Source organism: Aureimonas sp. CAS, assembly GCF_059838215.1.
The window spans coordinates 146,501-169,887 of the sequence record NZ_CM187563.1 but is presented as its reverse complement, the minus strand read 5'-3'; the positions used below and the strand labels follow the sequence as shown (position 1 = coordinate 169,887).

General features: G+C 69.2%; 24 protein-coding genes. 10 read left to right on the top strand and 14 right to left on the bottom strand.

The features are described from left to right. The first annotated feature begins 108 nt into the window (after positions 1–108). From AC6R2M_RS00850 to AC6R2M_RS00830, 5 genes are all read left to right on the top strand, one after another. Positions 109–861 (top strand): GntR family transcriptional regulator, encoded by a 753-nt coding sequence (locus AC6R2M_RS00850; protein ID WP_500484565.1) that lies wholly within the window; start codon positions 109–111, stop codon positions 859–861. A gap of 10 nt (positions 862–871) precedes the next feature. Beyond that, entirely contained in the window at positions 872–1,666 is a 795-nt protein-coding gene (locus AC6R2M_RS00845) for a transporter substrate-binding domain-containing protein (protein ID WP_500484563.1), read from the top strand. Between the two features lie 67 nt (positions 1,667–1,733). Continuing rightward, complete coding sequence (locus AC6R2M_RS00840) at positions 1,734–2,408, top strand: amino acid ABC transporter permease (RefSeq protein ID WP_500484561.1); 675 nt, start codon at positions 1,734–1,736, stop codon at positions 2,406–2,408. Continuing rightward, a complete protein-coding gene (locus AC6R2M_RS00835) occupies positions 2,408–3,067 on the top strand; it encodes an amino acid ABC transporter permease (RefSeq protein WP_500484559.1) in 660 nt (219 codons plus the stop codon). The genes AC6R2M_RS00840 and AC6R2M_RS00835 overlap by 1 nt, the downstream gene beginning before the upstream one ends. Then, entirely contained in the window at positions 3,045–3,803 is a 759-nt protein-coding gene (locus AC6R2M_RS00830; RefSeq protein ID WP_500484557.1) for an amino acid ABC transporter ATP-binding protein, read from the top strand. The genes AC6R2M_RS00835 and AC6R2M_RS00830 overlap by 23 nt, the downstream gene beginning before the upstream one ends. Here the strand turns inward: AC6R2M_RS00830 and AC6R2M_RS00825 are convergent. From AC6R2M_RS00825 to AC6R2M_RS00785, 9 genes are all read right to left on the bottom strand, one after another. Continuing rightward, complete coding sequence (locus AC6R2M_RS00825) at positions 3,781–4,311, bottom strand: GNAT family N-acetyltransferase (RefSeq protein WP_500484555.1); 531 nt, start codon at positions 4,309–4,311, stop codon at positions 3,781–3,783. The genes AC6R2M_RS00830 and AC6R2M_RS00825 overlap by 23 nt on opposite strands. Positions 4,312–4,405: 94 nt before the next feature. Continuing rightward, positions 4,406–5,539: a M20/M25/M40 family metallo-hydrolase gene (locus AC6R2M_RS00820; RefSeq protein ID WP_500484553.1), complete on the bottom strand. Its 1,134-nt coding sequence runs from the start codon at positions 5,537–5,539 to the stop codon at positions 4,406–4,408. A gap of 11 nt (positions 5,540–5,550) precedes the next feature. Then, positions 5,551–6,708 carry a M20 aminoacylase family protein gene (locus AC6R2M_RS00815; RefSeq protein ID WP_500484551.1) on the bottom strand — a complete coding sequence of 386 codons (1,158 nt, stop codon included), beginning with the start codon at positions 6,706–6,708 and terminating at the stop codon, positions 5,551–5,553. 41 nt (positions 6,709–6,749) lie between these two features. Continuing rightward, positions 6,750–8,147, bottom strand: a complete 1,398-nt coding sequence (locus AC6R2M_RS00810) for an amidase (RefSeq protein WP_500484549.1) — start codon at positions 8,145–8,147, stop codon at positions 6,750–6,752. Then, positions 8,144–9,838 (bottom strand): ABC transporter ATP-binding protein, encoded by a 1,695-nt coding sequence (locus AC6R2M_RS00805; protein WP_500484547.1) that lies wholly within the window; start codon positions 9,836–9,838, stop codon positions 8,144–8,146. Before AC6R2M_RS00805 ends, AC6R2M_RS00810 begins: the two co-directional genes overlap by 4 nt. Before the next feature lie 4 nt (positions 9,839–9,842). Continuing rightward, complete coding sequence (locus tag AC6R2M_RS00800; RefSeq protein WP_500484545.1) at positions 9,843–10,727, bottom strand: ABC transporter permease; 885 nt, start codon at positions 10,725–10,727, stop codon at positions 9,843–9,845. Continuing rightward, on the bottom strand, positions 10,727–11,668 hold the full coding sequence (locus tag AC6R2M_RS00795; RefSeq protein WP_500484543.1) for an ABC transporter permease: 942 nt from the start codon (positions 11,666–11,668) through the stop codon (positions 10,727–10,729). Before AC6R2M_RS00795 ends, AC6R2M_RS00800 begins: the two co-directional genes overlap by 1 nt. 75 nt (positions 11,669–11,743) lie before the next feature. Beyond that, positions 11,744–13,357, bottom strand: coding sequence for an ABC transporter substrate-binding protein (locus AC6R2M_RS00790; protein WP_500484541.1), 1,614 nt, complete (start codon positions 13,355–13,357; stop codon positions 11,744–11,746). A 62-nt stretch (positions 13,358–13,419) separates the two neighbouring features. Next, a complete protein-coding gene (locus tag AC6R2M_RS00785) occupies positions 13,420–14,946 on the bottom strand; it encodes a M81 family metallopeptidase (RefSeq protein WP_500484539.1) in 1,527 nt (508 codons plus the stop codon). A 105-nt stretch (positions 14,947–15,051) separates the two neighbouring features. Between AC6R2M_RS00785 and AC6R2M_RS00780 the strand changes: the two genes are divergently transcribed. Continuing rightward, on the top strand, positions 15,052–15,861 hold the full coding sequence (locus AC6R2M_RS00780; protein WP_500484537.1) for an IclR family transcriptional regulator: 810 nt from the start codon (positions 15,052–15,054) through the stop codon (positions 15,859–15,861). Between the two features lie 18 nt (positions 15,862–15,879). Here the strand turns inward: AC6R2M_RS00780 and AC6R2M_RS00775 are convergent, their stop codons facing one another. Continuing rightward, complete coding sequence (locus AC6R2M_RS00775) at positions 15,880–16,632, bottom strand: GyrI-like domain-containing protein (RefSeq protein ID WP_500484535.1); 753 nt, start codon at positions 16,630–16,632, stop codon at positions 15,880–15,882. Between the two features lie 156 nt (positions 16,633–16,788). Between AC6R2M_RS00775 and AC6R2M_RS00770 the strand changes: the two genes are divergently transcribed. From AC6R2M_RS00770 to AC6R2M_RS00755, 4 genes are read left to right on the top strand one after another with little or no spacing between them, the layout of a single operon-like run. Next, on the top strand, positions 16,789–17,160 hold the full coding sequence (locus tag AC6R2M_RS00770) for a hypothetical protein (protein ID WP_500484533.1): 372 nt from the start codon (positions 16,789–16,791) through the stop codon (positions 17,158–17,160). 9 nt (positions 17,161–17,169) lie between these two features. Next, positions 17,170–17,823: a hypothetical protein gene (locus tag AC6R2M_RS00765; protein ID WP_500484531.1), complete on the top strand. Its 654-nt coding sequence runs from the start codon at positions 17,170–17,172 to the stop codon at positions 17,821–17,823. Next, positions 17,820–18,185, top strand: a complete 366-nt coding sequence (locus AC6R2M_RS00760; RefSeq protein ID WP_500484529.1) for a hypothetical protein — start codon at positions 17,820–17,822, stop codon at positions 18,183–18,185. The genes AC6R2M_RS00765 and AC6R2M_RS00760 overlap by 4 nt, the downstream gene beginning before the upstream one ends. Positions 18,186–18,189: 4 nt before the next feature. Continuing rightward, positions 18,190–18,759 (top strand): STM3941 family protein, encoded by a 570-nt coding sequence (locus AC6R2M_RS00755; RefSeq protein ID WP_500484527.1) that lies wholly within the window; start codon positions 18,190–18,192, stop codon positions 18,757–18,759. A gap of 9 nt (positions 18,760–18,768) precedes the next feature. Here the strand turns inward: AC6R2M_RS00755 and AC6R2M_RS00750 are convergent, their stop codons facing one another. From AC6R2M_RS00750 to AC6R2M_RS00735, 4 genes are all read right to left on the bottom strand, one after another. Then, positions 18,769–19,335 carry a GNAT family N-acetyltransferase gene (locus AC6R2M_RS00750; RefSeq protein ID WP_500484525.1) on the bottom strand — a complete coding sequence of 189 codons (567 nt, stop codon included), beginning with the start codon at positions 19,333–19,335 and terminating at the stop codon, positions 18,769–18,771. Further along, positions 19,332–20,279: a ribokinase gene (gene rbsK, locus AC6R2M_RS00745; protein WP_500484523.1), complete on the bottom strand. Its 948-nt coding sequence runs from the start codon at positions 20,277–20,279 to the stop codon at positions 19,332–19,334. Before rbsK ends, AC6R2M_RS00750 begins: the two co-directional genes overlap by 4 nt. A gap of 59 nt (positions 20,280–20,338) precedes the next feature. Beyond that, positions 20,339–21,148, bottom strand: a complete 810-nt coding sequence (gene xdhC / locus AC6R2M_RS00740) for a xanthine dehydrogenase accessory protein XdhC (RefSeq protein WP_500484521.1) — start codon at positions 21,146–21,148, stop codon at positions 20,339–20,341. 109 nt (positions 21,149–21,257) lie between these two features. After that, the gene (locus tag AC6R2M_RS00735; RefSeq protein WP_500487435.1) at positions 21,258–23,327 is read right to left on the bottom strand and encodes a TRAP transporter permease; all 2,070 of its coding nucleotides are present in this window, start codon (positions 23,325–23,327) and stop codon (positions 21,258–21,260) included. Between the last annotated feature and the right edge of the window lie 60 nt (positions 23,328–23,387).

Sequence of the window (23,387 nt, the reverse complement as noted above, 5' to 3'; positions counted from 1 at the left end):
CGGGGCAGATTGCCCATTCGAAGCGCGACGGGGGCGCGACCGGCCATGTCGGCGGCCCGCTCCTTCGGCATCGGCGCGCTTGGCATGGAACTTGCTTGGCACTCTTGTATGCAAGCCTTGTCCGCCTCCAAGCCGTCCCAGTCGATCGAAGCCGCGATCCTCGCCGGCGTCTTCGCCCATCGCATCCGGCCCGGCCAGCGGCTCGGGGAGGCGGAGCTGGCGACGCTCTTCGGCGTCTCGCGCACCGGCGTGCGGGAGGCCATGAAGGGTCTAGAGGCACGACGCATCGTGGAGGTGCGGCCGCGCCGGGGCTGGTTCGTGGTGGAGCCGTCCTCGGACGAGGCGCGGGAGGTGTTCGACGCGCGGCGGGTTCTGGAGACCGGCCTGCTCCGAACGCTGTCCGCCCCCCTGCCTCCGAGCGCCCTCAATGCCGTGCGGGACCATCTGCGCCAGGAGACCGAGGCATTGGCGGCGGGCGATCGCCCGCTCCTCATCTGCCTCATGGGCGACTTCCACATCCGCCTCGCCGAACTCGCCGGCAACGGCGTCGTCACCGCCATCACGCGGGACCTGACGGCGCGCACCATCCTGATCTCGACGCTCTACCAGTCGCAGGAGCACGCGGCCGAGTCCCATGCGGGCCACAGACGGATCTTCGAGGCGCTGGTGGCGGGAGACCACGAGGAGGCGGCCCGTCTCGCCACCGCGCATCTCGACGAGGTCGAAGCCGGGCTCCGCCTCGACATGCGTCAGGACCCGCTCGCCGATCTGCGGCGATCGCTGGGCTTTCCCCTGCCACCGCTCACAGCACCGCCGAACGGGACGGCGGCCGCTTCCCCTCAAGGTCCCGCCTCGCTCTGAAAGGGCATCCATGATCCACCGCCGCTTCCTCCTCGCCTCCATGGCCGCCATCGTCGGCCTCGCCATCGGCCTTCACGCCGTTCCGGCCAGCGCCGACGCGCTCGACGACATCACGACGCGCGGCACGCTGCGCGTGGCCGTGCCGCAGGACTTCCCGCCCTTCGGCTCCGTCGGCGTCGACATGACGCCCCAGGGCTACGACATCGACATGGCGAATCTCATCGCCGAGGGTCTGGGCGTCGAGGTCGAGCTCGTCCCGGTGACCTCGGCCAACCGCGTCCCCTATCTGCAGACGGGGCGCGTCGATCTCATCATCTCCTCGCTCGGCAAGAATCCCGAGCGCGAGGCGCTGATCGCCTTCTCCGACGCCTACGCGCCCTTCTACAACGGCGTCTTCGCGCCGCAGGACGTGGAGATCGCCGCCGCCGAGGATCTGTCGGGCCGCACCGTCGGCGTCACGCGCGGCTCGGTCGAGGATCTGGCGCTGACCGACCTCGCGCCGTCCGATGCCCAGATCCGGCGCTACGAGGACAACAACGGGACGATCTCGGCCTTCCTGTCCGGGCAGGTGGAATCGATCGCGACCGGCAACGTCGTCGCCGCCACGATCCTGGAGCGCAACCCGCCGCGCCGGCCCGAGCCGAAGTTCCTGATCAAGAACTCGCCCTGCTATGTCGGCCTTGCCCAGAACGAGCCGGCGCTTCTGGAGCGGGTCAACGCCATCATCGCGCAGGCCAAAGGCGACGGCACGCTGAACGAGATCTCGCAGCGCTGGCTCGGCGCGGACCTTCCCGCCGACCTCTAAGGCCCTTCGCCCCGCCGCAGAGACCGGCGGGGCTCCCTTCCCCCTCGCTCGCACACGAGGCCTCCGCTTGGGCTATCAATTCCAATTCGGCTGGGTCGCCGAGTACTGGCCGCTCATCCTCGGCGGCGTCGCGGTCACCCTCCAGCTCATCCTCGTCGGCGCGGTGTTCGGCATCGCGCTCGGCATCGCCTGCGCCTGGGCGCGCACGCTCGGGCCCCGCTGGCTGCGGCCGCTCGTGAGCGCCTATGTCGAGCTGATCCGCAACACGCCCTTCCTCATCCAGCTCTTCTTCATCTTCTTCGGCCTGCCCTCTCTGGGCGTGCAGATGTCGGAGCTGCAGGCGGCCAATCTCGCCATGATCGTCAATCTGGGCGCCTATGGTTGCGAGATCGTGCGGGCCGGCATCCAGGCGACGCCGCGCGGCCAGTTCGAGGCCGGCGCGAGTCTCGCCATGACGCGGTTCGAGACCTTCCGCCACGTCGTGCTGGTGCCTTCGCTCGGCCGGATCTGGCCGGCGCTCTCCTCGCAGGTCGTGATCGTCATGCTCGGCTCGGCCGTGGTCTCGCAGATCGGGGCCGAGGATCTGACCTATGCCGCGAGCTACATCCAGTCGCGCAACTTCCGGGCCTTCGAGACCTACATCGCCTCGACGATCGTCTATCTCGCGCTGGCCATCCTCATCCGCAAGGCGATGGCGCTGGTCGGCGAGGCGATCGTCGGGCGCCGGGCGGAGGCGCGCTGATGGTCGAGTTCACGCTCTGGGACATCCTCCGCAACCTCCTCCTGGCGACGCGCTGGACCGTGGCCCTGTCGCTCGCGGCCTTCGTCGGCGGCGCGGTCGTCGGGCTCGTCGTCCTCTTCGCCCGCATCTCCAGACGGCGCGGCACCCGCCTTCTCGCCAAGGGCTATATCGAGCTGTTCCAGGGCACGCCGCTCCTGATGCAGCTCTTCCTCGCCTTCTTCGGGCTGTCGCTCCTGGGCGTGAACCTGCCGGCCTGGCTGGCGGCGGGGCTGGCGCTCATCCTGTGGAGCGCGGCCTTCCTCGCCGAAATCTGGCGCGGCTGCGTGGAGGCGATCCAGAAGGGCCAGTGGGAGGCCTCCGCCTCCCTCGGCATGGGCCGCGTCCAGCAGATGCGCCACGTCATCCTGCCGCAGGCCCTGCGCATCGCCATCCCGCCGACGGTCGGCTTCTCCGTGCAGGTCATCAAGGGCACGGCGCTGACCTCCATCATCGGCTTCGTGGAGCTGACGCGCGCCGGAACGGTCGTCACCAACGCCACCTACCAGCCCTTCACCGTCTACGGCCTCGTCGCCCTCATCTACTTCGCCCTCTGCTGGCCGCTTTCGAAGTCGAGCCAGATCCTGGAAAGGAAGCTGAATGTCGCTCATCGCGGTCACTGAGGTTCGCAAGCGCTTCGGCGACAACGAGGTCCTGAAAGGGATCAACCTCGACATCGCGCCCGGAGAGGTCGTGGCGATCATCGGCAAGAGCGGGTCCGGCAAGTCCACGCTTCTGCGCTGCATCAACGGACTGGAGACGATCGACGACGGGTCGATCGTCGTCGCGGGCGCCCATCTCCTGCCGGACGAGACGCATCTGAAGGCGCTGCGGCTGAAGGTCGGGATGATCTTCCAGCAGTTCAATCTGTTCCCGCACCTGACGGCCGGGTGCAACGTCATGCTGTCGCAGACCGTGGTGAAGAAGACGCCGAAGGCCGAAGCGGAGGCCATGGCGCGGCGGCAGCTGGAGCGCGTCGGGCTGGCCGGCAAGTTCGACGCCTATCCGGACCAACTCTCGGGCGGCCAGCAGCAGCGCGTGGCGATCGCCCGCGCCCTCGCCATGCAGCCGATCGCGCTTCTGTGCGACGAGATCACCTCGGCGCTCGATCCCGAGCTGGTCGCGGAGGTGCTTCAGGTGGTCCGCGAGCTGGCCGCCGAGGGCATGACCCTCGTCATGGTGACGCACGAGATGAAGTTCGCGCGCGACGTCTGCCACCGCGTCGTCTTCATGCATCAGGGCCGCGTCCACGAGATCGGCCCGCCGCAGGAGGTCTTCGCGCATCCGAAGACCCCGGAGCTGCGCCAGTTTCTCGGCCTTCACCGGGAGGCGGACCTCAGCGCGCCCATTCCTTCTTGAGGATCGCGTACTGCATCGTGTCCTCGTAGAGGGGCGTGCCGTCCGGGGCGTCGGTGAAGGTGACGAACTCGACGAACGTGCCCTCCACGCGCATCCCGAGCTTCTCGCAGAGCCGGCGCGAGGGCGCGTTGTCGGTCTCGACATAGGCGTAGAGCCGCCGCGCGCGCCTCTCGCCGAACAGATGCGCGAAGAGGGCGCGCGCCGCCTCCCGCGCGTATCCCGCACCGGCGAACCCGGCGTTGAAGTTCCACCCGACCGAGTAGGTGTCGGGCGCCTCGAAATGGGCGAAGAGATCGCCGATCAGGCGGTCGTCGTCCCGGAGCGCCACGGCGATCTGCCCGTCGTCGGAAGCGCGGCGGGCCGCTTCGGCCTCGGCGGCGGCAAGATCGTCCAGCCGCAGCGACAGGAAGCAGCGGGCTCCGGGCTCGCGCAGATAGGCGAACAGGCCTTCGGCGTCGCCAGCGCGAAAGTTCCGCAGGCGCAGGCGTTCCGTCTCGATCGTGTCCACTGATCCGCTCCTGTGGCCGGGCGGCGCGCATATCGCGCGGGCGGGGGGCAAGGTCCAGCCCCCGCGCGTCCGATCCACGGGATCGAGCAATGGCTCAGAGGCGGGCGAGCAGCCCGGCCATCAGCCGTCCGCGTTCGGCAAGGCTGTCGACCTCGATATGCTCGTTCAAGGTATGGAGACCGGCCCCGCGCACGCCGATGGAATCGAGCGTCGGAATGCCGAGAGCGCCGGTGAAGTTGCCATCCGAGCCGCCGCCCGCGCTCGCATGCGACAGGTCGAAGCCGATTTCGGAGGCGATCCGCCGTCCGAGCTCGTAGAGCGCCATCGTCCCGCCGTCCGGCTCCCAGACCGGCCGCGTCACGCCGCGCGTCACCTCGAAAGCGACCTCGTTCCAGCTGCCCGAGAGCGCCAGCATCGCCTCCACTCCGCGATCGAGGTCCTCCTGCCGCTTGGCCATGGACAGGACTTCGGCATGGCAGACCGAGGAGACGCAGTTGACCCACTGGCCCGCATGGACGACGCCGACCGAGAAGGTGCAGTCCTCGGTCGTCATCGCCTCGATCTCGAGGATCTTGCGCGCCATCAGCGCGATGGCCGAGCGGCCGTCCTTCAGCGCCCACCCGGCATGGCTCGGCCGCCCTTCGGTCTTGAGGTTGAAGCGCGCGATGGCATAGCGGCCCGTCACCGACCCGCCGTCCGGGCGGGCGGGCTCGGGCACGAGGACATAGGCGTTCTTCTTCGCCTCGGCCTCGATCAGCCCGCGCGTGGCCGGCGTTCCGACCTCCTCGTCCGGCGTGAAGAGCACCGTGACCGGAAGCCTCGTCTCGATCCCGGCGCGCGCGAGCTGGCGGATCGCCTCCACCGCCGCGTAGTTGCCGCCCTTCATGTCCTGGATGCCGGGGCCGAAGGCCTTGTTGCCCTCGCGTCGGAAGGGCAGTTTGGCGAGCGTGCCGAGCGGGTGCACCGTGTCGAGATGCCCGGAGATCAGGATGCCCGGCTTGCCGAAGTCGCGATGGGGAAAGCGCGCCCGCACCGAGCCGCCGAACCCCATCCGGCCGGGAATGCGCTCGATCTCGGCGCCCGCCTCGGCCAGGTCGTAGGCCGCCAGATCCATCATGCGGTCGACCGCGGCCGCGTCGAAGGTCGGGCTCTCGCACTCGATCCAGGGCTTCAGGCCCCGCAGCATCTCGTCCGGATCGAAGGGCAGCGCGTTGACGTCGAAGGTCATGGTCGGTCCTCTCAGAGCGGCAGGCGCTTCTCGACGATCCGCGCCATCAGGCTGGCGCCGACCGGCAGGATGGCGTCGTCGAGCACGAAGCCGGGATTGTGGACCGGCACGTCTCCGCCATGCCCGATGGTGCAATAGGCGCCGGGCACGACCTTCAGCATGTCCGCGAAGTCCTCCGAGCCCATCACGAGGTCGTTCTTGGTCGAGACGTTCGCTTCGTCCACGATGTCGCGCGCGGCATCGAGATAGGCGTCCGTCAGGGACGCGTCGTTCATGAGGACGGTGAAGGTGTCGCGCAGATCGGCCTCGATCTCGACGCCGAAGAGCGTCGCGCAGCCCTCGCAGGCCTCGCGCACTCGGCGCAGGATCAGCTCCTTCACCTCGTCGTCGAAATAGCGGATCGTCCCGCCGATGGTCGCGCGGTCGGGCACGACGTTGTAGGCCGAGCCCGAGTGGATCTTCGTCACCGACAGGACCGCCGGCTGGATCGCCGGCACGTTGCGAGAGACGATGGACTGCAGCGACTGGACGAGCGAGGTGACCGCCACGATCGGGTCGCGCGAATGGTGCGGCATCGCCCCGTGGCTGCCGACGCCTCTTACGACGATGTCGAAGAAGGTGGCGCCCGCCATCGCCGGGCCCGGCTTCACGCCGATCTCGTTCGGCCCGGCGAGCGGATTGTTGTGCAGCCCGTAGATTTCGTCACACGGGAAACGCTCGAAGAGACCGTCGGCGATCATCGCGCGCGCGCCGCCCAGCCCCTCTTCGGCCGGCTGGAACACGAAGACGGCGCGCCCGGCGAAGTCGCGCGTCTCGGCCAGATAGCGGGCCGCCCCGAGCAGCATCGTCGTGTGGCCGTCATGGCCGCAACCGTGGAAGACGCCCGGTGTCTGCGAGCGCCAGGGCAGATTGGTCTCCTCGTCCATCGGCAGCGCGTCCATGTCGGCGCGAAGGCCGATCGTGCGGCCCGGCGCCTTGCCGTCGAGCACGCCGACGACGCCGGTCCTGCCGATGCCCTCGTGGACTTCGATGCCGTAGGAGCGCAGCGCCTGCGCCACGATCCCGGCGGTGCGAACCTCCTCGAAGCCGATCTCGGGATGGGCGTGGAGGTCGCGGCGGATCGCCGTCAGTTCGTCGGCGAAGGCGTCGATGCGGGGCAGCGTGGGCACGGGGGAACTCCTCCCAATTCTCGATGTCTGCGACGCGCCGTTCAGAAGGGGAACGGCGGTTGTTCGGGCCGGATCGTCTCGATCGCGGCGGCAAGGGACAGGACGCCGGCATCGTCGAAGCGGCGGCCGGACATCTGGATTCCGACGGGGACGCCGGCATCGTCCTGCCCGAAGGGGACGCTCACGGCCGGCTGCTCCCCGATCGAGAAGGGCAGCGTGAAGCCGATATGGGCCAAGGCCTGCGCGACGTCGTTCGCCGGATGCGGCCATTCGGCCGGAAAGCTGGCATTCGGCGAGACCGGAGAGAGGACGAAGTCGAAGCCCTGCGTCGCGGCGAGCGTGCGCGCGCGGATGTCCAGCGTCGCGGCATAGGCGCGATAGACCTCCGCGCCGGACAGATCGGCGCCGGCCTCGCCCCATTCGCGAACCGCCGGCAGGATTCTGGCGCGGATCTCGTCCGACAGGGGCGCGAAGTCGACCGCCGCGCGGGCCCGCCAGAACCGGTCGACGCCGTTCAAGAGGTCCTCGTCCATCCAGGGTGAGATCGGCTCGATCGTGCCCCCTGCCTCCTCGAGGCGACGCGCGGCCTCCTCGACGACGCGCCGGACCTGCGGATCGGTGGCGAGCCCGCATCCGGCGTCGAGCAGAAGCCCGATGCGCACGCCCTGAAGGTCGAGCGGATCGACGCGGAAATCCTGGCTCGTCGGCGGCAGGCTCATGTGATCGCGCGCATCGGGCTGCGCGATGACGTTCATCAGAAGGCCCGCATCCGCGACGGTGCGCGTCATCGGACCGACGGCCCGCGCCATGAAGGGCGGCGACACCGGCACGCGGCCGAAGGAGGGTTTCAGCCCCACGAGACCGCACCACGAGCCGGGCAGACGCACCGAGCCGCCGATGTCGGTGCCCAGATGCAGCGGGCCGTAGCCCGCGGCCCCCGCCGCCCCCGCGCCGGCCGACGAGCCGCCGGGATTCATGGCGAGGTTCCAGGGGTTGCGGGCGAGCTGGTGGAAGCTCGACAGGCCGGAGGAGAGCATGCCGTAGTCCGGCATGGTCGTCTTGGCGAGGATCACCGCGCCCGCCTCGCGCACCCGCGCAGCGGCCGGAGCGTCGGCCGCCTGGGGCGTGTGGTCGCTCGCCACCGTGCCGACCGGCAGCGGGTCGCCCTTCGTCGCGATGTTCTCCTTGATGGTGATGGGGACGCCGTCGATCGTGGTGCCGTTCTCCAGGCGCAACGGCTCGCCCGCACGCCACCGGGCCTCGGAGGCCCTTGCGGCCGCGCGCGCCTTCTGCGCGTCGAACAGATAGAGCGCGCCGAGCTCGCTCTCGCGACGCTCGATCTGGCCGATCACCGCCTCGGTCGCATCCACGGGCGAGAAGCGGCCGGCGGCATATCCGTCGAGGAGTTCGGTGGCCGTGAATGCGACGAGATCGGTCATGTCAGCCTTGCTTTGGCGGGTTCGGGACGATGAGCGGAAGACGGTGCGAGTTCGCGGAAGTTGGCGAAGTCCCAGCCGCGCCCCGGCGCCGCTTCGATGAGGGCGCGCGTATAGGGATGGGAGGGCGCCGCGAGGATGCGGGCGGCGGTGTCGTGCTCGACGACCTTGCCCTTCTGCATCACCATCACCTCGTCGCAGATCTGCGCCGCGACGCGCAGGTCGTGCGTGATGAAGAGGATGGCGACGCCGAGCTTTTCCTGCAGCTCGTCGAGAAGCCGCAGCACCTGCGCCTGGACCGACACGTCGAGCGCGGAGACCGCCTCGTCGGCGACGAGGACGTCCGGGCGCATGGCGACGGCGCGGGCGATGGCGATGCGCTGGCGCTGGCCGCCGGAGAACTGGTGCGGATAACGGCCGAGACTGTCGGCGGGCAGGCCGACCAGATCCATCAGCTCGGCCGCGCGGGCGAGCGCGGACGTCCGGTCCTCGCCGTAGTTCAACGGCCCCTCGATCAGGCTTTCGCCGACCGTCCAGCGCGGGTTGAGCGAGCGGAACGGGTCCTGGAAGACGATCTGGATGCGCTGGCGGTGCGGCCGCAGCTCGCCCCGGCCGAGCGTGGCGATGTCGGTTCCCCCGACGCGGATCGCCCCCTCGCTCGGGTCGATCAGCCGCATGACGCAGCGCGCCACCGTCGATTTGCCGGAGCCGCTCTCGCCGACGATGCCCAGCGTGCGGCCCGGCGCGATCGAAAGGTTCACGTCGTCGGCCGCCCGCGTGGAGACGCCGCCGCCGAGGAAGCCGCGGATGTCGTAGACCTTCGTCAGCCCCTCGACCCGGAGGACGGGCGCCGTCCCGCCCGCCGGACGCTCGGGGCGCGGCACGAGGCTCGGCACGGAGGAGAGAAGCTGGCGCGTATAGTCCGCCTGCGGTGCGCGCAGAAGCGTCTCCACCGGCCCGCGCTCGACGATCTCGCCGCGCCGCATGACATGGACCGTGTCGGCGATCTCTGCGACCACCCCCATGTCGTGGGTGATGAAGAGAACGGCCGTGCCGTGCTTCTCCTGCAGCTCGACGATCAGCGACAGGACCTGGTTCTGCGTCGTCACGTCGAGCGCGGTCGTCGGCTCGTCGGCGATCAGGAGCTTGGGCTCCAGGATCAGCGCCATCGCGATCATGATGCGCTGGCGCTGGCCGCCCGAAAGCTGGTGCGGGTAGGAGCGGTAGATGCGCTCCACATCGGGCAGGTGCACCTGCTCCATGATCTCCACGACGCGGCGCCGCTTCTCCTTGGCCGGCAGCCGCACATGGCTGTCCAGAACCTCGGCGATCTGGTCGCCGACCCGCATCACCGGGTTCAGCGCCGTCATCGGCTCCTGGAAGATCATGGAGATGCGGCTGGCGCGCAGCCGCCGCATGGCCTTGGCGTCGAGCCGCAGGAGGTTCTGGCCTTCGAGCAGGATCTCCCCGCCCGTCACTTCGATCGACCCCTTCGGCAGAAGGCCCATGATCGCGAGCGAGGTGACGGACTTGCCGGACCCGCTCTCGCCGACGAGACAGACCGTCTCTCCCTCGCGGATCGAGACGTCGATCGAGGAGAGGATCGACGATCCCGACCCGCTCGCCTTCGCCGACAGTCCCGCGATGCGCAGCACTTCGGGACGGTTCGTCATGTCGCGGTTTCGAAACTGCATCGGCTCAGCTCCTCCGCTTCTGGAGGCGCGGATCGAGCGCGTCGCGCGCCGTGTCGCCGAGGAGATTGATCGTCAGGATGCAGAGCGACAGGAGCAGGCCCGGCCAGAAGATGAGCTCGGGCTTGATGAGGAAGTAGAGCCGGCCCTCGGCCATGATGTTGCCCCAAGTCGGAATCTCAGTGGAGACGCCCGCGCCGAGGAAGGACAGGATCGCCTCCGTCAGGATCGCCGAGGCGCAGATGTAGGTGCCCTGGACGATCAGCGGCGCCAGCGTGTTGGGCATCAGATGGCGGAGGAGGATCTTCGGCATGGAGGTGCCGAGCGCGATCGCGGCCTCCACATAGGGCTCCTCGCGCGCCGACAGGACGACCGAGCGCACGAGGCGCACCACGCGCGGGATTTCCGGGATGGTGATCGCGGCGATGACCGACCAGAGGCTCGGCCCGTTCAGGGCGACCAGTGCGATGGCGAGGAGCACGGACGGGATCGCCATCAGGCTGTCCATGAGGCGCATGATGATCGCGTCGGCGAGGCGGAAGAAGCCCGAGACGAGGCCGATGACGAGGCCGACGATCACCGCCACGAGCGCCGCGCCGACGCCGATGAAGAGCGAGACCTGCCCGCCGATCATGATGCGCGAGAACAGGTCGCGGCCGAAGGCGTCGGTGCCGAGCCAGTTGGTCTCGCTCGGGGGCTTCAGGCGGTTGAGCGAGTCGATCGCCATCGGATCGAAGGGCACGTAGAGCTGCGCGGTCACGACCGCGAGCACGATGAGGAGGAGAACGGCCGCCGCCAGCGTCGGCCCCCAGCCGAGACGGAAGGCGCGCGGCAGGGCGAGCAGGCCGAGAACGGGCTGAAGACCGGCGGCGGGCTTAGGTTCGCCGGCCATCAGTAGCGGATCCTCGGGTCGAAGATCGTGTAGGAGATGTCGATCAGGAGATTGACGAAGACGTAGAGCGCGCTGGTCAGAAGGATCATCGCCTGGATCACCGGGTAGTCGCGCGCCAGGATCGCGTCGACGGTGAGGCGCCCGATGCCGGGAATGTTGAAGACGCTTTCCGTCACCACGACGCCCGAGATCAGGAGGGCGAAGCCGGTGCCGACGATGGTCAGGATCGGCACCGCCGCATTGCGCAGCGCGTGACGGAAGAGGACGAGCCGCTCGCCCACGCCCTTGGCGCGCGCGGTGCGCACATAGTCCTCGCCCAGCACCTCCAGCATGGAGGCGCGCGTCATGCGCGCGATCAGCGCGACGTAGATCGTGGCGAGCGTCAGGCAGGGCAGGACGGCGCGCGCCAGGAAGGCCTGCAGGTCCTGCGAGGGCGGCGTGTAGCCCTGCACCGGCAGCCAGCGCAGGTCGATCGCGAAGAGCTTGATGAAGAGATAGCCGATCACGAAGACCGGGATCGAGAAGCCGAGGACCGAGAAGGCCATGACGGCGGTGTCGGCAAAGGAGCGGTGGCGCCACGCGGCGAGGACGCCGAGCGGCACTGCGATCAGCACCGAGAGGATGATCGTCAGCGTGCCGATCTGGAGCGTCGGCCAGATGCGCTGGCCGATCAGGCGCGTCACCGGCTGGTTGGAGATGATCGAGGTTCCGAGATCGCCCTGGAGAAGCTGGCCCATCCAGGTGACGAACTGGACGTGGATGGGATCGGCGAGGCCGAGCGTCTCGCGGATGCGTTCCAGCTGCGCGGGCGTCGCGGCGTCGCCCGCGATGATCGCGGCCGGGTCGCCGGGGGTCAGCCGCAGAAGCAGGAAGACGAAGACCGCGACGATCGCCATCACGGGTATGACCGCAAGGACGCGCCGCAGGATGTATCCGAGCATGGGCGGTGGGAATCCTGGATGGGCGGGGGGTGGGGCCGGCGCCGCCGGCCCCGTTCGGTGCGGGGCGAGGCCTTGCTACTCGGTCTTGGTCAGCCCCCAGAAGACGGGCGTCGGCGAGCGGAGCATGTTCTCGATCTTCGGGCTGCGCGCCTGCACCGAGGTGTATTCGCCGAGCGGCACGTAGAGCACCTCGTCGAGCACGTGGGCCTGGATCCGGCCGGCGATTTCGACCTGCGCCTCCGAACTGTCGGCCGCGATGAACTCGGCCCGCAGCGTCTCCAGCGCCTCGTCGGTCGGCCAGCCGAACCAGGCGTCCTGCCCGCGTCCGTTGACCATGGCGTTGACGAGCGGCGTCGAAATTTCCGGGATGACCCAGTTGGTGATGAACATGTTCCAGCCGCCATCCGCCGGGGCGGCCTGGCTGGCGCGGCGCGTCACCAGCGTCTGCCAGTCCATCGGCTGGAGATCGACCGTGAAGCCGGCGGCGCGCAGCTGCTGGGCCACGACCACCGGCTGCGCGGCGAGCGTCACGACGTCGGTCGGCTGCATCAGGACGATGGGCGTGCCGTCATAGCCCGCCTCCTCCAGAAGCGCGCGGGCGCCGTCCGGGTCGCCGCCGTTCAGAAGAGTCTCGGACCCCGCGTCGGTCGCCAGCGGCGTGCCGCAGCCGAAGATCGCGCCGCATTCCAGATAGTATTCGGGATTGCCGACGAGCGCGGCCAGCACCGATTCCTGGCCGATCGCCATGAGAGCGGCCTGCCGGATCTTCTTGTCGTCGAAGGGCGGATGCAGGAAGTTCGGCCGCGCCATCGTCTGGTAGCCGAGCGGATCGCGCACCTCGACCACGACGTCGGGACTCGCTTCGAGGATCGGCAGAAGGTCGAACTGGACCTGCTCCAGATAGTCGATCTCGCCCGAGATCAGCGCGTTGATGGCGGTCTGCACGTCCGGCATGGTCTGCCAGACCACGCGATCGACGTTCACCACCTTGCCGCCGGCCATCCAGTCGGCCGGCTCTTCGCGCGGGACGTAGTCCTCGAACTTCTCGTAGGTGACGGAAACGCCCGGCTGGAACTCCTCCTCCACGAAGGTGAAGGGCCCCGAGCCGACATATTCGGTGATGGCCTCGTCCGGCGAGGTCGCGGCCACGCGCGCGGGCATGATGAAGGGCGGCACCGCCGACTGCTTGGAGACGATGTCGAGCAGCGGGGCGAAGGGCTCCGACAGCGTCCAGGTGATCGTGCGATCGTCGCTCGCCTCCAGGCTCGCGGTGACGTCGAAGATCAGCTGGCCGCCGGAATCGCGCTGGCCCCAGCGCTGGAGCGAGGCGACCGCGTCCTCCGCCGTCACCGGGGCGCCGTCATGGAAGACGAGGCCCTCGCGCAGCGTGAAGGTGTAGACGAGACCGTCCTCGGAGACCTCGAACTCGGCCATCTGCGGCTGCGGCTCGAACCGGTCGTTCTGGGCGATCAGAACGTCGTAGATCATGTAGCCGTGGTTTCGCGAGATGTGCGCGGTGGTGATGATCGGGTCCAGCACGCGCAGGCCCGAATGCATCACGGCGGTCACGGTGCCGCCCTCCTGCGCCAGCGCGCCGGGCGCCGTCGACGCCAGAAGCGCCGCCGCCACGGCCATGCCGCGCCCGGACCGGCGGATCGTGCGCGCCCATGCGAATTCATGAATGGTCATGCTCTGCCCCTCTGCGCCTTGGTTGTCGTCGTGTCTGGTCGAAACGTCCGCGGGGCGCCGGTTCATGCGCTGGCCCGCAGGGATGCCGGCGGCCGGAACGGCGTGCCGCACGGCGAAAGCCGCACTCCGTCCGCCAGCCGCGTGAAGGGAAGGTTCTCGGCCCGAAGCGCCATCGGCCCCGGCGCGAGGCCGACGATCACCGCCTCGGCGATCGGCTCGAAATCGGCTCTGAAATGCACCGAGCTCTTCACCACGAGGACACCCGCCTCCTCCGGCACGATGCCGAGAAAGCGGAACATCTCCCGGTCGGCCAGCTGCGCCTTCTCGCTGGTGACGGCGATGCGCACGCCGCCGATCGAAAGGCAGGCGGAGGGCCCGAGCGCCAGCGCCGAGCCGCCGTAATAGGGACCCGTCGCGATGAAGCGTCCGTCCGACAGGGTCTCGACCGTGAATTCGGCCTCGAAGGGCCGGTCGCCGGGAATGCCGGAGCGACCGCCGAGCGCGAGGGTCAGCGTCGCGCCCTGCCCCGCCTCGTGAGCGAGCCTGGCCGCCTCGCGATCGACGATCAGACCCATGGCGGCGCGGGATGCGCCGGCCGAAACGAGCGCGCGCAGGAGACCCGTCGTGTCGCTGTCGCCGCCCGCGCCCGGATTGTCCTGCGTGTCGGCGATCACCACCGGACGCGCCGCGCCCTTGGCGATCGCCAAAGCGCGGGCCACGGCCTCCTCCGCCTCGAAGGCCTGACCTGCGAAGCGGGCCTCGCGCTCCAGGAACGCCGCTTCGAGCCTGTCGACTGCGGCGTCGGCGGCCTCCTGCGTTTCGCCATAGGCGAGGACCGAGGGCCGGCAGTCGGGAAAGTCCGCCGCGGGAAAGCCCGTCAGGATCGACGCGCTCGCGACCGCGCCGCCCTCGACCTCCTCGATCGTGGCGTAGAGCGAGGCGCCCGGCTCGATCGTCGTGCACTGCCACGGGATCGGGATCAGGAAGGGAAGCTGCCGGAACGCCTTGGCATAGGGACGGCCGCGCTCCATCAATGCGCCGAGCCCGGCGGCGGCGCGGCGCCCGGTCTCGGCCATATCGACATGGGGATAGGTGCGGAAGGCGACGAGCATGTCCGCCGCCTCCACCATCAGCGGCGTGACGTTGCCGTGCAGGTCGAGGCTGGCGACGATGGGGAGTTCCGGCCCGACGATCCCGCGCAGGCGGGCCAGAAGCTCGCCCTCCCCGTCGTCCAGATGCTCGGCGACCATCGCGCCGTGCAGATCGAGAAGAAGCCCGTCCACTGGGCCGGCTGCGCGAAGGCGCTCCGCGATCTCGCCCGCGATCGCCTCGAACGCGCCCCGCTCGACCTGGGCGGATGGAATGGCGCCGCACCACAGCAGCGGGACGATGCCCCACCCGGCGGCGTCCGCGTGATCGAGGAAGCCGCTGATGCCGAGATTGACCCCGCCGCACCGCGCCGTGATCTCGGCGCCCCGGCTGAGGGGAAGATATCCGCCGCCCTGACGGAAGGCGTCGAGGTTGGCTTTCGACGGCGCGAACGTGTTCGTCTCGTGCAGGAAGCCGGCGACCGCGACGCGCTTTACCATCAGATCGAGCCTGACAATGCTGTCATTGTATCGCACCTCGATACGCTTCTATCGCCAAGCAAGCGTATGGCTGCTAAATTCATCCGTCAACGCCGGTGATCAAGAATGCGCCAACTTCCCACCGCGACCGAGAGGACCGGCTTGCCGGACGGGCTCGAAAGCGCGGACGACCCGCTCTTCGTCCAGTCGGTCGGCCGGGCGATGGCCGTCCTGTCGGCCTTTGGGGGGGCCACCCGGCCGCTTTCGCTGGGCGAGATCGCGCAGGCGGCGCGCGTGACGCGAAGCGCCGCTCAGCGCCTCGTCCACACGCTGCGCGCGCTCGGCTACATCGAGCGGGACGAGGCCGACCGCGGCTTCGTGCCGGGCGTGCGCTCGCTCGAATTTTCGCGCGACTATCTGCGGATGAACCCGCTGATCGCCCGCGCGACGCCGGTCCTGCAGGATCTGCGCCGCAGCGCCCGCGAGCGCATCGACCTGTCGCTCTTCGACGATCTGCGCCTCGTCTATGCCGTCCGCATGCAGTCCAAGCGCGAGACCTTCTTCGCCAGTCTCGTCGGCTACGACGTCCCGGTCTTCTGCACCTCGGGCGGACGGGCGGTCATGGCCCATCTGCCGGATTCGCGCGTCGCGGACATCCTGGCGCGCTCCGACCGCCGACCCTTCACCGACAAGACCGTGGTCGCGACGGACGACATCATGCGGCTCGTGCGCGAGGCGCGGCAGGACGGCTACGCGTTGGCGGTGGAAGAGGTGCTGGTCGGCGAGATCGCGCTCGGCGTCGCAATCCTCGGTCCGAACGGGCCGGTGGCCGCGCTCCACCTCATCGGCTCGCTCTCGGAATGGACGCCGAGCGCCTTCCGCCAGCGCTACGCGCCGCTGGCCGTCGAGGCGGCCAACGCGATCAATCGAGGATAGAACTCGAGGGGTCCGCGCTCAACGGTCCCGAACCGGCTGGCGCAGAATGGTCTTGAGCTTGGCGGGCTCGACCCGGCGCGGATCGCTCAAGTAGATCTCGTGATGCGGGCCGCCGAAGGTGAGCCCGAGGCCCGGCATGACCTCATCGTGCAACCGCTTCAGAACGGGACCCTCGTCATCATAGCTGCCGACATGCAGGATTTGCAGCGACCGGCCCTCGTCATAAGCCTCGAACCGCAGCGACGACGGTCGGTCGTCGCGCCTGGCCAGCGTTTTCGCGACCGCCTCGTCGAACAGGCTTTCCGTCACGAAGTCGGGCGCCATGATCATCACGGTCCACTGCCACCGATCCTTCTCGCGCCGAAGGAAGCTTTCAGGGTCGTCGGACCACCAGAGAGCCTCCAGCGGCGGCACGACATAGTCTCGCTCCAGTTCATGCTTGGCGGCGAACTTCATCGCGTAGCTGACCGAATAGAGCCATTCGACCGCCGTCCGGTAGCCGGGGGCGCGATTGGGATCGCCCGCTCCGTCCACCTTCACGAAGCGCATCGTGGGCACCCGTACCTCCACGAAGTCGCGCGTCGGCGCCTGGAACAGGTCGCGATAGGCCTTCTTCAGATCGAGCTTTTCCAACGTGCTCTCCGACTGAACCGCCGAGCCGCGGAACAGCTCGGGCCTTTTCCGCCCCGGACTGTCCTGCGGATTCAACGCCTGCGCAACGGGTCCCGCCTCCTCCGCCTCGCCGCCGAGTTGAAAGCGAGGCCTCCTCATCGAGGCGCCTCCTAATCTTCACATTCTCGCGAGACCATCGTGATCAGGAGGACGGGCGATGGAAAGAGCGAGCCCCGAGGGCCGTTCGGCAGCGGCGTCACCGGCGACCGGGGCTCACCGGGCTCCAGGAAAGCGCGCCTGCGGCATGGGAGCGCCATGACCGTCCTGCGTGTCCTCCGCGATATCTGGCCGTCCCTCGTCGCCGCTCTCATGGCCGCGATGGGCGGGTTCCTGTCGATGGGGCTGCTCGGCCTCGTCCTCTATCACCTCGTGTCGCCCATCCTGAACCTCCGCTTCCCGCCGCTCGAGGCCTGGGACCAGCCCCTCGTCTGGCCGCTCATCATCGCGATGCCGGTCGTCTGGTCGCCGGCCTTCGTCGTGGCGGGCCTCGTCAACCGCTGGGCGACGCGTCGCGGCCGGAGCCGGCGGACGCGCATCCCCCTCTACGTTGCGATCGTCTGGGCGGCGGCTCTAGCCGTCTGGTGGATGCTGATCGCCGGCAACGCGCCCTTGTGGACACCCTCATAGGAGACATCCATGCGACGCATTACATGGTGCGGACTGACCCTTTCGGCGCTCATGGCCGGCGCCCTGCCAGCCGGCGCCGAGACGCTTCTCGACTACCGCGACGAGGCATTCCTGTCCGGCATTCCCTTCTATTCGGCATCGGAGCGACGGACGGTGCAGGAGGCTCTGGCGCAGGCGCCGGACGAGATCGCCCAGCGCTTCGCCGACGAGTTCGTGATCCGGGGCGACGCCGCCGGCTCCTTCACCGCGCCGGGCGCGGACGAGCGCATCTTCCTCATTCAAGAGCAGGCGGCCGTGGCCGCCGAGCCCTTCCCCGACGAGGGCGCGCCCGTCCTTCTGGTGCTGGGAGCGGACGGCAGCCCGAGCTTTCACGCCCTTCCCGACGATACGCAGTATCAGCGGCTCGTGGCCGCCGCCGACACGGATGGCGACGGACGAGACGAGGTCTTCCTCGAATCCTCCGCCATGAACATGGGGCAGATCGTCATGTCGCTCACCGTGGCGTCGATCGGCGAGGACGGAACGGCGCAGATCGACGAAATCCTCCGCGAGGTCTATGTCGACAGCTGCGAGGGCCCCTCGGGCGAAGGCGAACGCACGGCCTCGACCGTCAGCGTGGCCGACGGGATCACCACCGAGAGCTTCACCGAGCCCTGCCCGTGACGGCTGCGGACCGCTCGACGGGAGGGGGCGACGCGGCGCCGAGGGACATCATTCCGTGGCGACGGATCTTCGTCGGCTACGGGATCGTCCTCATCATGCTGTCCATCCTCGTTCTGAGCTATTTCGGCCTGTCGTACCGGATGCGGAGCCCCACGGGACCGGTCGAGATCGGCTACATGGCCGCCATCCTGATCTGCATGGCGCTGGTGAAGCCGGCCGGCACCCTGCATCGCCGCCTTCTTTCGCACCGGACTGAGCTGGACGACCGGCTGCAGTGGCTGGCGATCGGTCTCCTGTTCCTCCTGTCCGCCGGAACGATCGTCTTCGGGCTTCTCACGCTGACGCCGAACGGGGGAAGCTGATAGAATGGAAGCATCGCCACCGCCCTTCCGGGCCTTTGCGTCGAAGAAGAAGGCGCTGGTGATGATCGCCGCCTTCACGCCGATGCTGGTGCTGATGGCGTGGCCGAACGTCGTCATCTCGCACGACCCGCCGGCGTTCCGCGTCGTCTTCGGCGCACTGATCGCGTTCGTCTCGCTCATCCTCCTCCGGCCCGTCCGCAACCTCTTCATGCGCGGTCCGATGCTGGAGGTTTCGGCCGACGGCTTTCGCTGGCGCGCATGGTCGAGGGAGACGATCCCCTGGAGCGCGGTGATGCGCTGGCAGACGAAATCCTATCTCGGCTCCCGCTACCTCACGATCTGGCTGCGCGAACCCGGGCGCTATCCGGGGCCTTTCGGAGCGCGCCTCGCCCGACACCACAATTCCTGGATCGGGCAGGGCGACATCTCCATTCCGGAAGGCGGATTCACCTGCTCCCTGGACGACATCTCCGCCGCCTTCGCCCGTCATGCCCCGCTCGCGCCCCTGACCTCCGACCCGAGGCTGGCGCGGCGGCTCCTGCGCGCCCGTCAACGCCGCCGCGACGGAGCCTGACGCATTCGATCAGACGGAGCGCTCGGCCCACTCGCTCGCGAGCAGGGCGTAGACATACTCGTCGCCCCATCGGCCGTCGAAGCGGTCGTTCTGGATGTGATGGGCCTCGCGCCGGAAGCCGAGCCGTTCGACGACACCGACGGAACCCTCGTTCGCCGCGTCGAGGCGCGCGAAGATGCGATGGAAGCCGATCGCCTCGAAACCGAGCTTCAGCATCGCGGCCACCGCCTCGCTGGCATAGCCCCGTCCGGCGAAGTCGGGGTTGAAGATGTAGCCGACCTCGCCCTGCAACGCGTCGAGGCTGGCGAGCTTGAAGAGGACTTCGCCGAGAACGGCGTCGTCCTCCTTTCGCACGACCGCCCGACGCAGGACATCGCCGTCGCCCTCGAAGGGTGCGGTCAGGACCGCACCGAACTGCTCGTCCAGCGCGCGGCCCGAAGGGGTCGCCATATAGAGATAGCGGTAGACCTCGGGTCGCGAATGATAGGCCGCGTAAGCGTCGCGATCGGGGGCCGCGAAGGGGCGAAGGACGAGGCGCCCGGTCTCGAATCGCTTGGGGATCGCCTGCAGCTTCACGACGACACCTCGTTTTCGCTTGTCAGACGCGCCTTCGCTTCGACGAAGGACCGCGCGTCTCCATAGGCCTTCTGCGTGCCGCGCCGCGTGATGGAATCGGCGGCGTAGAGCGCGGCCTCGCGCAGCGCCTCCGCCACCGGCAAGCCGCCCGTGAAGAAATGGGCGAAGGCGCCGATGAAGGCGTCCCCCGCGCCCGTGGTGTCCACGGCCTCGACCCTCGCCGGGGCGATGCGCTCGCTGCGATCGCCTTCGACGAGCAGGGCGCCGCGCGCGCCCATGGTGACGATCACCGTTCCGATGCCGCGCGCGATCAGGCTGCGCGCGGCGCTCTCCACCTCGGCCTCGCCCTCGACGGGCATGCCGGTCAGGAGGGCGAGCTCGGTCTCGTTCGGCACGAGGAAGCGCACGGAAGCGATCCGGGACACGTCGAGATCGGCCACGGCCGGCGCCGGGTTGAGCAGGACGGGAACGCCCCGCGCCTTGGCGAGCGCGATCGTGTGGTAGACGGTCGCCACCGGGATTTCGAGCTGCAGGAGCACCATCGAGCAGCCGGCGATCAGCTCCGCCGCCGCATCCACCTCCTCCGCCCCCAGCCGGTCGTTGGCCCCTTTCACGATCAGGATCGAATTCTCCCCGGATCGTTCGACGAAGATCGGCGCGACGCCGGACGACACGCCCTCGGCCCGCGTCACATGCGTCACGTCAACGCCGTGGCGGGACAGATTGTCGATGGTGGCCTTCGCGAAAGCGTCCGAGCCGACCTTGGAGACCATCGCGACCGGGGAGCCGAGCTTGGCGGCGGCCACCGCCTGATTGGCGCCCTTGCCGCCATGGCCCATCTCGAAGCTCGGCGCCGCCAGCGTCTCGCCGGGCTCCGGCATCCGGTCCACATAGGTGACGAGGTCCATCATGTTGGACCCGACGACGACGATTCCGGCGGACATGGGCGCTCCCGCGCATGGGGTGAGAGTCGGCCGTTCGTTCCACGCGGGCGCTCGGGCGGTCAAGCGCCCGCCGGCGCCGCGCCGAACAGCCGGGCCGCGATCTCGGCCGCCGTCAGCGCGGCGATGATTTCCGGCCGCTTGTCGCGCACGGCCGCTCCGCCGATCGGACAGACCAGAGCCGCGTCGTCCACCGTGCCGCCAGCGAGCGAGCGGGCGAAGAGCGCGCGCTTGGTTCTGGACCCGATCATGCCGACATAGGCGAAGCGGCGGGCGGCCAGGGCCTGCGAGGCGATCAGGAAGTCGAGCGCGTGGTCATGCGTCAGGACCACGACCGCGCTGCCGGCCGGCGCCTTCGCCAACGCGGACTCGGGAAGGGCCAAGAGGCGCGTCTCGGCTTCGGCGGGAGCGGCGGCGAGTTCGTCGGCGCGGCTGTCGATCAGAACGGGGCGCACCGGCAGAAGCAGGAGGCAGCGCGTCAGCGCCCGCCCGACATGGCCGGCGCCGAAGACATAGACCTGCGGCCGGGCAAGCCGCTCGGCGTCGAGCTCGGCGGCAAGCTCCGATCGGGCGCGGTCGTCCAGGCGATTTAGGCCGAGCGTCACGGCGCCGCCGCAGCACTGGCCGATCTCCGGCCCAAGGGGCACCGACAGGACGTCCTGCGCCTCTCCCCCTGCGAGCATGGCCCGCGCCCGCTCGATCGCCATCTCCTCCAGCCGCCCGCCGCCGATCGTGCCGGCGACGCCCGCGCGGGAGACCAGCATGAGGGCATCGCCCTCGCGCGGGGCCGAGCCGCGGGTCGCGCGAACGGCGACACGGATCAGCGGATCGGCGCCGGCCAGAAGCGCCTCCGGCGGAAGATGAGCGACCATCGACCTCTCCGGCGGGTCTGGAGCGGGACGGCGCGTGGACGCCGGCCCGCAGGATAGCCCGGCTTGTTGCGCCCTGCCAGCACGCCGCCGCCGTCCGGCGACGGCGGGGTCAGCCGGCGCGTGGCCGTTGCGGCGCGCCTTCGCGGGTCTTCCAGACGAGCGGCCGAAGCGCGATCGGCAGGAAGATGGCGATGCCGATGATCGTCGTCGTCAGCTCGGGGGCGACGAGAAGGAGCGCGGCGAAGGCGAGCAGAATCCTCTCCCACCAGAACAGCCGGTCGAGCAGATAGTCGGAGAAGGCCGCCGACAGGGCGGTGATGCCGAGGATGCAGCCGCCGGTGGCGAGGATGAACTCGTTCAGCGAGAAGTCCTGCACCATGATCAGCATCGATGGCGAGAACACGAAGACGAAGGGCACGAGGGCCTTGCCCATGCCGAGGCGGAACGCGGTGTTTCCGGTCGTGAACGGGTTCGAATTGGCGATGCCGGCGGTCGCATAGGCGCAGAGCGCGACCGGCGGCGTGATGTCGGCGAGGATGCCGTAGTAGAAGACGAAGAAGTGGGCGACGAGCGGCTCGACGCCCAGAAGTCCCAGGATGGGCGCGGCCACTGTCACCATGATGAGGTAGTTGGCCGTCGTGGGCACGCCCGCCCCCATCACAATGCACACGACGCCCGTCAGGATCAACGTCATCAGAAGCGTCAGCGTGGCCGTCGTCATCAGGTCGAAGGGGACGACGCTCTCGATCGCAGACGCCCAGTCGGCGGCCGTCGAGGTGACGATGTAGGCGACCTTGAAGGAGACGCCGGTCAGCGTGACGACGCCGATGACGATCCCGACCGTCGCGGCGGCCGCACCGACGGCGAGCGCGTATTTCGCGCCCGTCACGAAGGCCTCGAACACGTCCGCCGGCGTCAGCCGGTTGCGCGGGTTCAGGAAGCCGATGACGATGCAGGCGGTGATGCCCCAGAAGGCGGCGAGATACGGCGTGTAGCCGTTCATCAGGATCGCCACGAGGATGAAGAGCGGGAAGAGCGTCGGCCAGTCCCGCTTCAGGACCTGCCAGATCTTCGGCATCTCCTCCTTGGTCAGGCCCCGCAGCCCCTGGCGCTTGGCCTCCAGATGGACCTGCATCAGGACGCCGAAGAAGTGCATGAAGGCCGGCACGAGCGCCGCGATCATGATGTGTGTGTAGGGAATGCCGAGGAACTCGATCATCAGGAAGGCCGCCGCGCCCATGATGGGCGGCGTGATCTGCCCTCCGGTCGAGGCGGCGGCTTCCACGGCCGCCGCGAAATGGCGCGGATAGCCGATGCGGATCATCGCCGGAACGGTGAGCGCGCCCGTGGTGACGGCATTGGCGATGGAGGAGCCGGTGATCGTGCCCATCATCGCCGAGGAGACGACGGAGACCTTCGCCGGGCCGCCGGAGAAGCGCCCCGCGATCGATGTCGCCGTGTCGATGAAGAGCTGGCCGAGCCCCATCCTCGTGGCGAGCACGCCGAACAGGACGAAATGGAAGACGTAGGTCGCCACCACCCCGACCGGCAGGCCGTAGATGCCCTGGCTCGTCAGATAGAGGTGGTTGACCATGGTCGACCAGGAGGCGCCCGGATGGACGAGGACGCCCGGCGCATGGCGGCCGAAGAGGCCGTAGGCGATGATCAGGATCGCGATGACCGGCAACGGCCAGCCCATGGAGCGGCGCGTCGCCTCCAGAAGCACGACGATCAGGAGCGTGCCCATGACGACGTCGATCGTCAGCGGATTGCCGACGCGGAAGGCGAGGTCGGAGAAGACGTAGGGAACGTACAGCGTAGAGACGACGGCCGCTGCCGCGAAGGCCCAGTCGAGGAGCGGGATGCCGGCCGGCCGCCAGAGCGAGGAGGCGTAGAGGGTGCGGTCGTCGCGCCGTGCCGAGAAGACGAGGAAGATCAGCGCCAGCACGAAGGCCATGTGGACGGCGCGATGGGTGACCTCGCGCAGGAGCCCGAAACCGGCCGTGTAGTAGTGGAAGACCGACAGGGAGAAGAGCGCGATCGCCGCGATCCAGGCCGCGACCGGGCCGAGCGGACGGAAGCGGATCTCGGGATCGAACTTCTCCTCGATCTCGCGCGCCTTGGCCTCGTCGAAGGCGACTTCCTGTCCGGCCATCGCGGCTCTTCCCTTCTCTACCATCAACGATGAAGCGGGACCGGCACCGCCGACCCCGCTTCCTTCATGCCCGCCCTGCGGGGC

Bases quoted from the DNA above. Each gene is read 5' to 3' on its own strand.
- AC6R2M_RS00850 (WP_500484565.1), top strand. From the start codon at position 109: ATGCAAGCCTTGTCCGCCTCCAAGCCGTCCCAGTCGATCGAAGCCGCG.
- AC6R2M_RS00845 (WP_500484563.1), top strand. From the start codon at position 872: ATGATCCACCGCCGCTTCCTCCTCGCCTCCATGGCCGCCATCGTCGGC.
- AC6R2M_RS00835 (WP_500484559.1), top strand. From the start codon at position 2,408: ATGGTCGAGTTCACGCTCTGGGACATCCTCCGCAACCTCCTCCTGGCG.
- AC6R2M_RS00830 (WP_500484557.1), top strand. From the start codon at position 3,045: ATGTCGCTCATCGCGGTCACTGAGGTTCGCAAGCGCTTCGGCGACAAC.
- AC6R2M_RS00820 (WP_500484553.1), bottom strand. From the start codon at position 5,539: ATGACCTTCGACGTCAACGCGCTGCCCTTCGATCCGGACGAGATGCTG.
- AC6R2M_RS00810 (WP_500484549.1), bottom strand. From the start codon at position 8,147: ATGACCGATCTCGTCGCATTCACGGCCACCGAACTCCTCGACGGATAT.
- AC6R2M_RS00805 (WP_500484547.1), bottom strand. From the start codon at position 9,838: ATGCAGTTTCGAAACCGCGACATGACGAACCGTCCCGAAGTGCTGCGC.
- AC6R2M_RS00800 (WP_500484545.1), bottom strand. From the start codon at position 10,727: ATGGCCGGCGAACCTAAGCCCGCCGCCGGTCTTCAGCCCGTTCTCGGC.
- AC6R2M_RS00795 (WP_500484543.1), bottom strand. From the start codon at position 11,668: ATGCTCGGATACATCCTGCGGCGCGTCCTTGCGGTCATACCCGTGATG.
- AC6R2M_RS00790 (WP_500484541.1), bottom strand. From the start codon at position 13,357: ATGACCATTCATGAATTCGCATGGGCGCGCACGATCCGCCGGTCCGGG.
- AC6R2M_RS00785 (WP_500484539.1), bottom strand. From the start codon at position 14,946: ATGGTAAAGCGCGTCGCGGTCGCCGGCTTCCTGCACGAGACGAACACG.
- AC6R2M_RS00780 (WP_500484537.1), top strand. From the start codon at position 15,052: ATGCGCCAACTTCCCACCGCGACCGAGAGGACCGGCTTGCCGGACGGG.
- AC6R2M_RS00775 (WP_500484535.1), bottom strand. From the start codon at position 16,632: ATGAGGAGGCCTCGCTTTCAACTCGGCGGCGAGGCGGAGGAGGCGGGA.
- AC6R2M_RS00770 (WP_500484533.1), top strand. From the start codon at position 16,789: ATGACCGTCCTGCGTGTCCTCCGCGATATCTGGCCGTCCCTCGTCGCC.
- AC6R2M_RS00765 (WP_500484531.1), top strand. From the start codon at position 17,170: ATGCGACGCATTACATGGTGCGGACTGACCCTTTCGGCGCTCATGGCC.
- AC6R2M_RS00755 (WP_500484527.1), top strand. From the start codon at position 18,190: ATGGAAGCATCGCCACCGCCCTTCCGGGCCTTTGCGTCGAAGAAGAAG.
- rbsK (WP_500484523.1), bottom strand. From the start codon at position 20,279: ATGTCCGCCGGAATCGTCGTCGTCGGGTCCAACATGATGGACCTCGTC.
- xdhC (WP_500484521.1), bottom strand. From the start codon at position 21,148: ATGGTCGCTCATCTTCCGCCGGAGGCGCTTCTGGCCGGCGCCGATCCG.
- AC6R2M_RS00735 (WP_500487435.1), bottom strand. From the start codon at position 23,327: ATGGTAGAGAAGGGAAGAGCCGCGATGGCCGGACAGGAAGTCGCCTTC.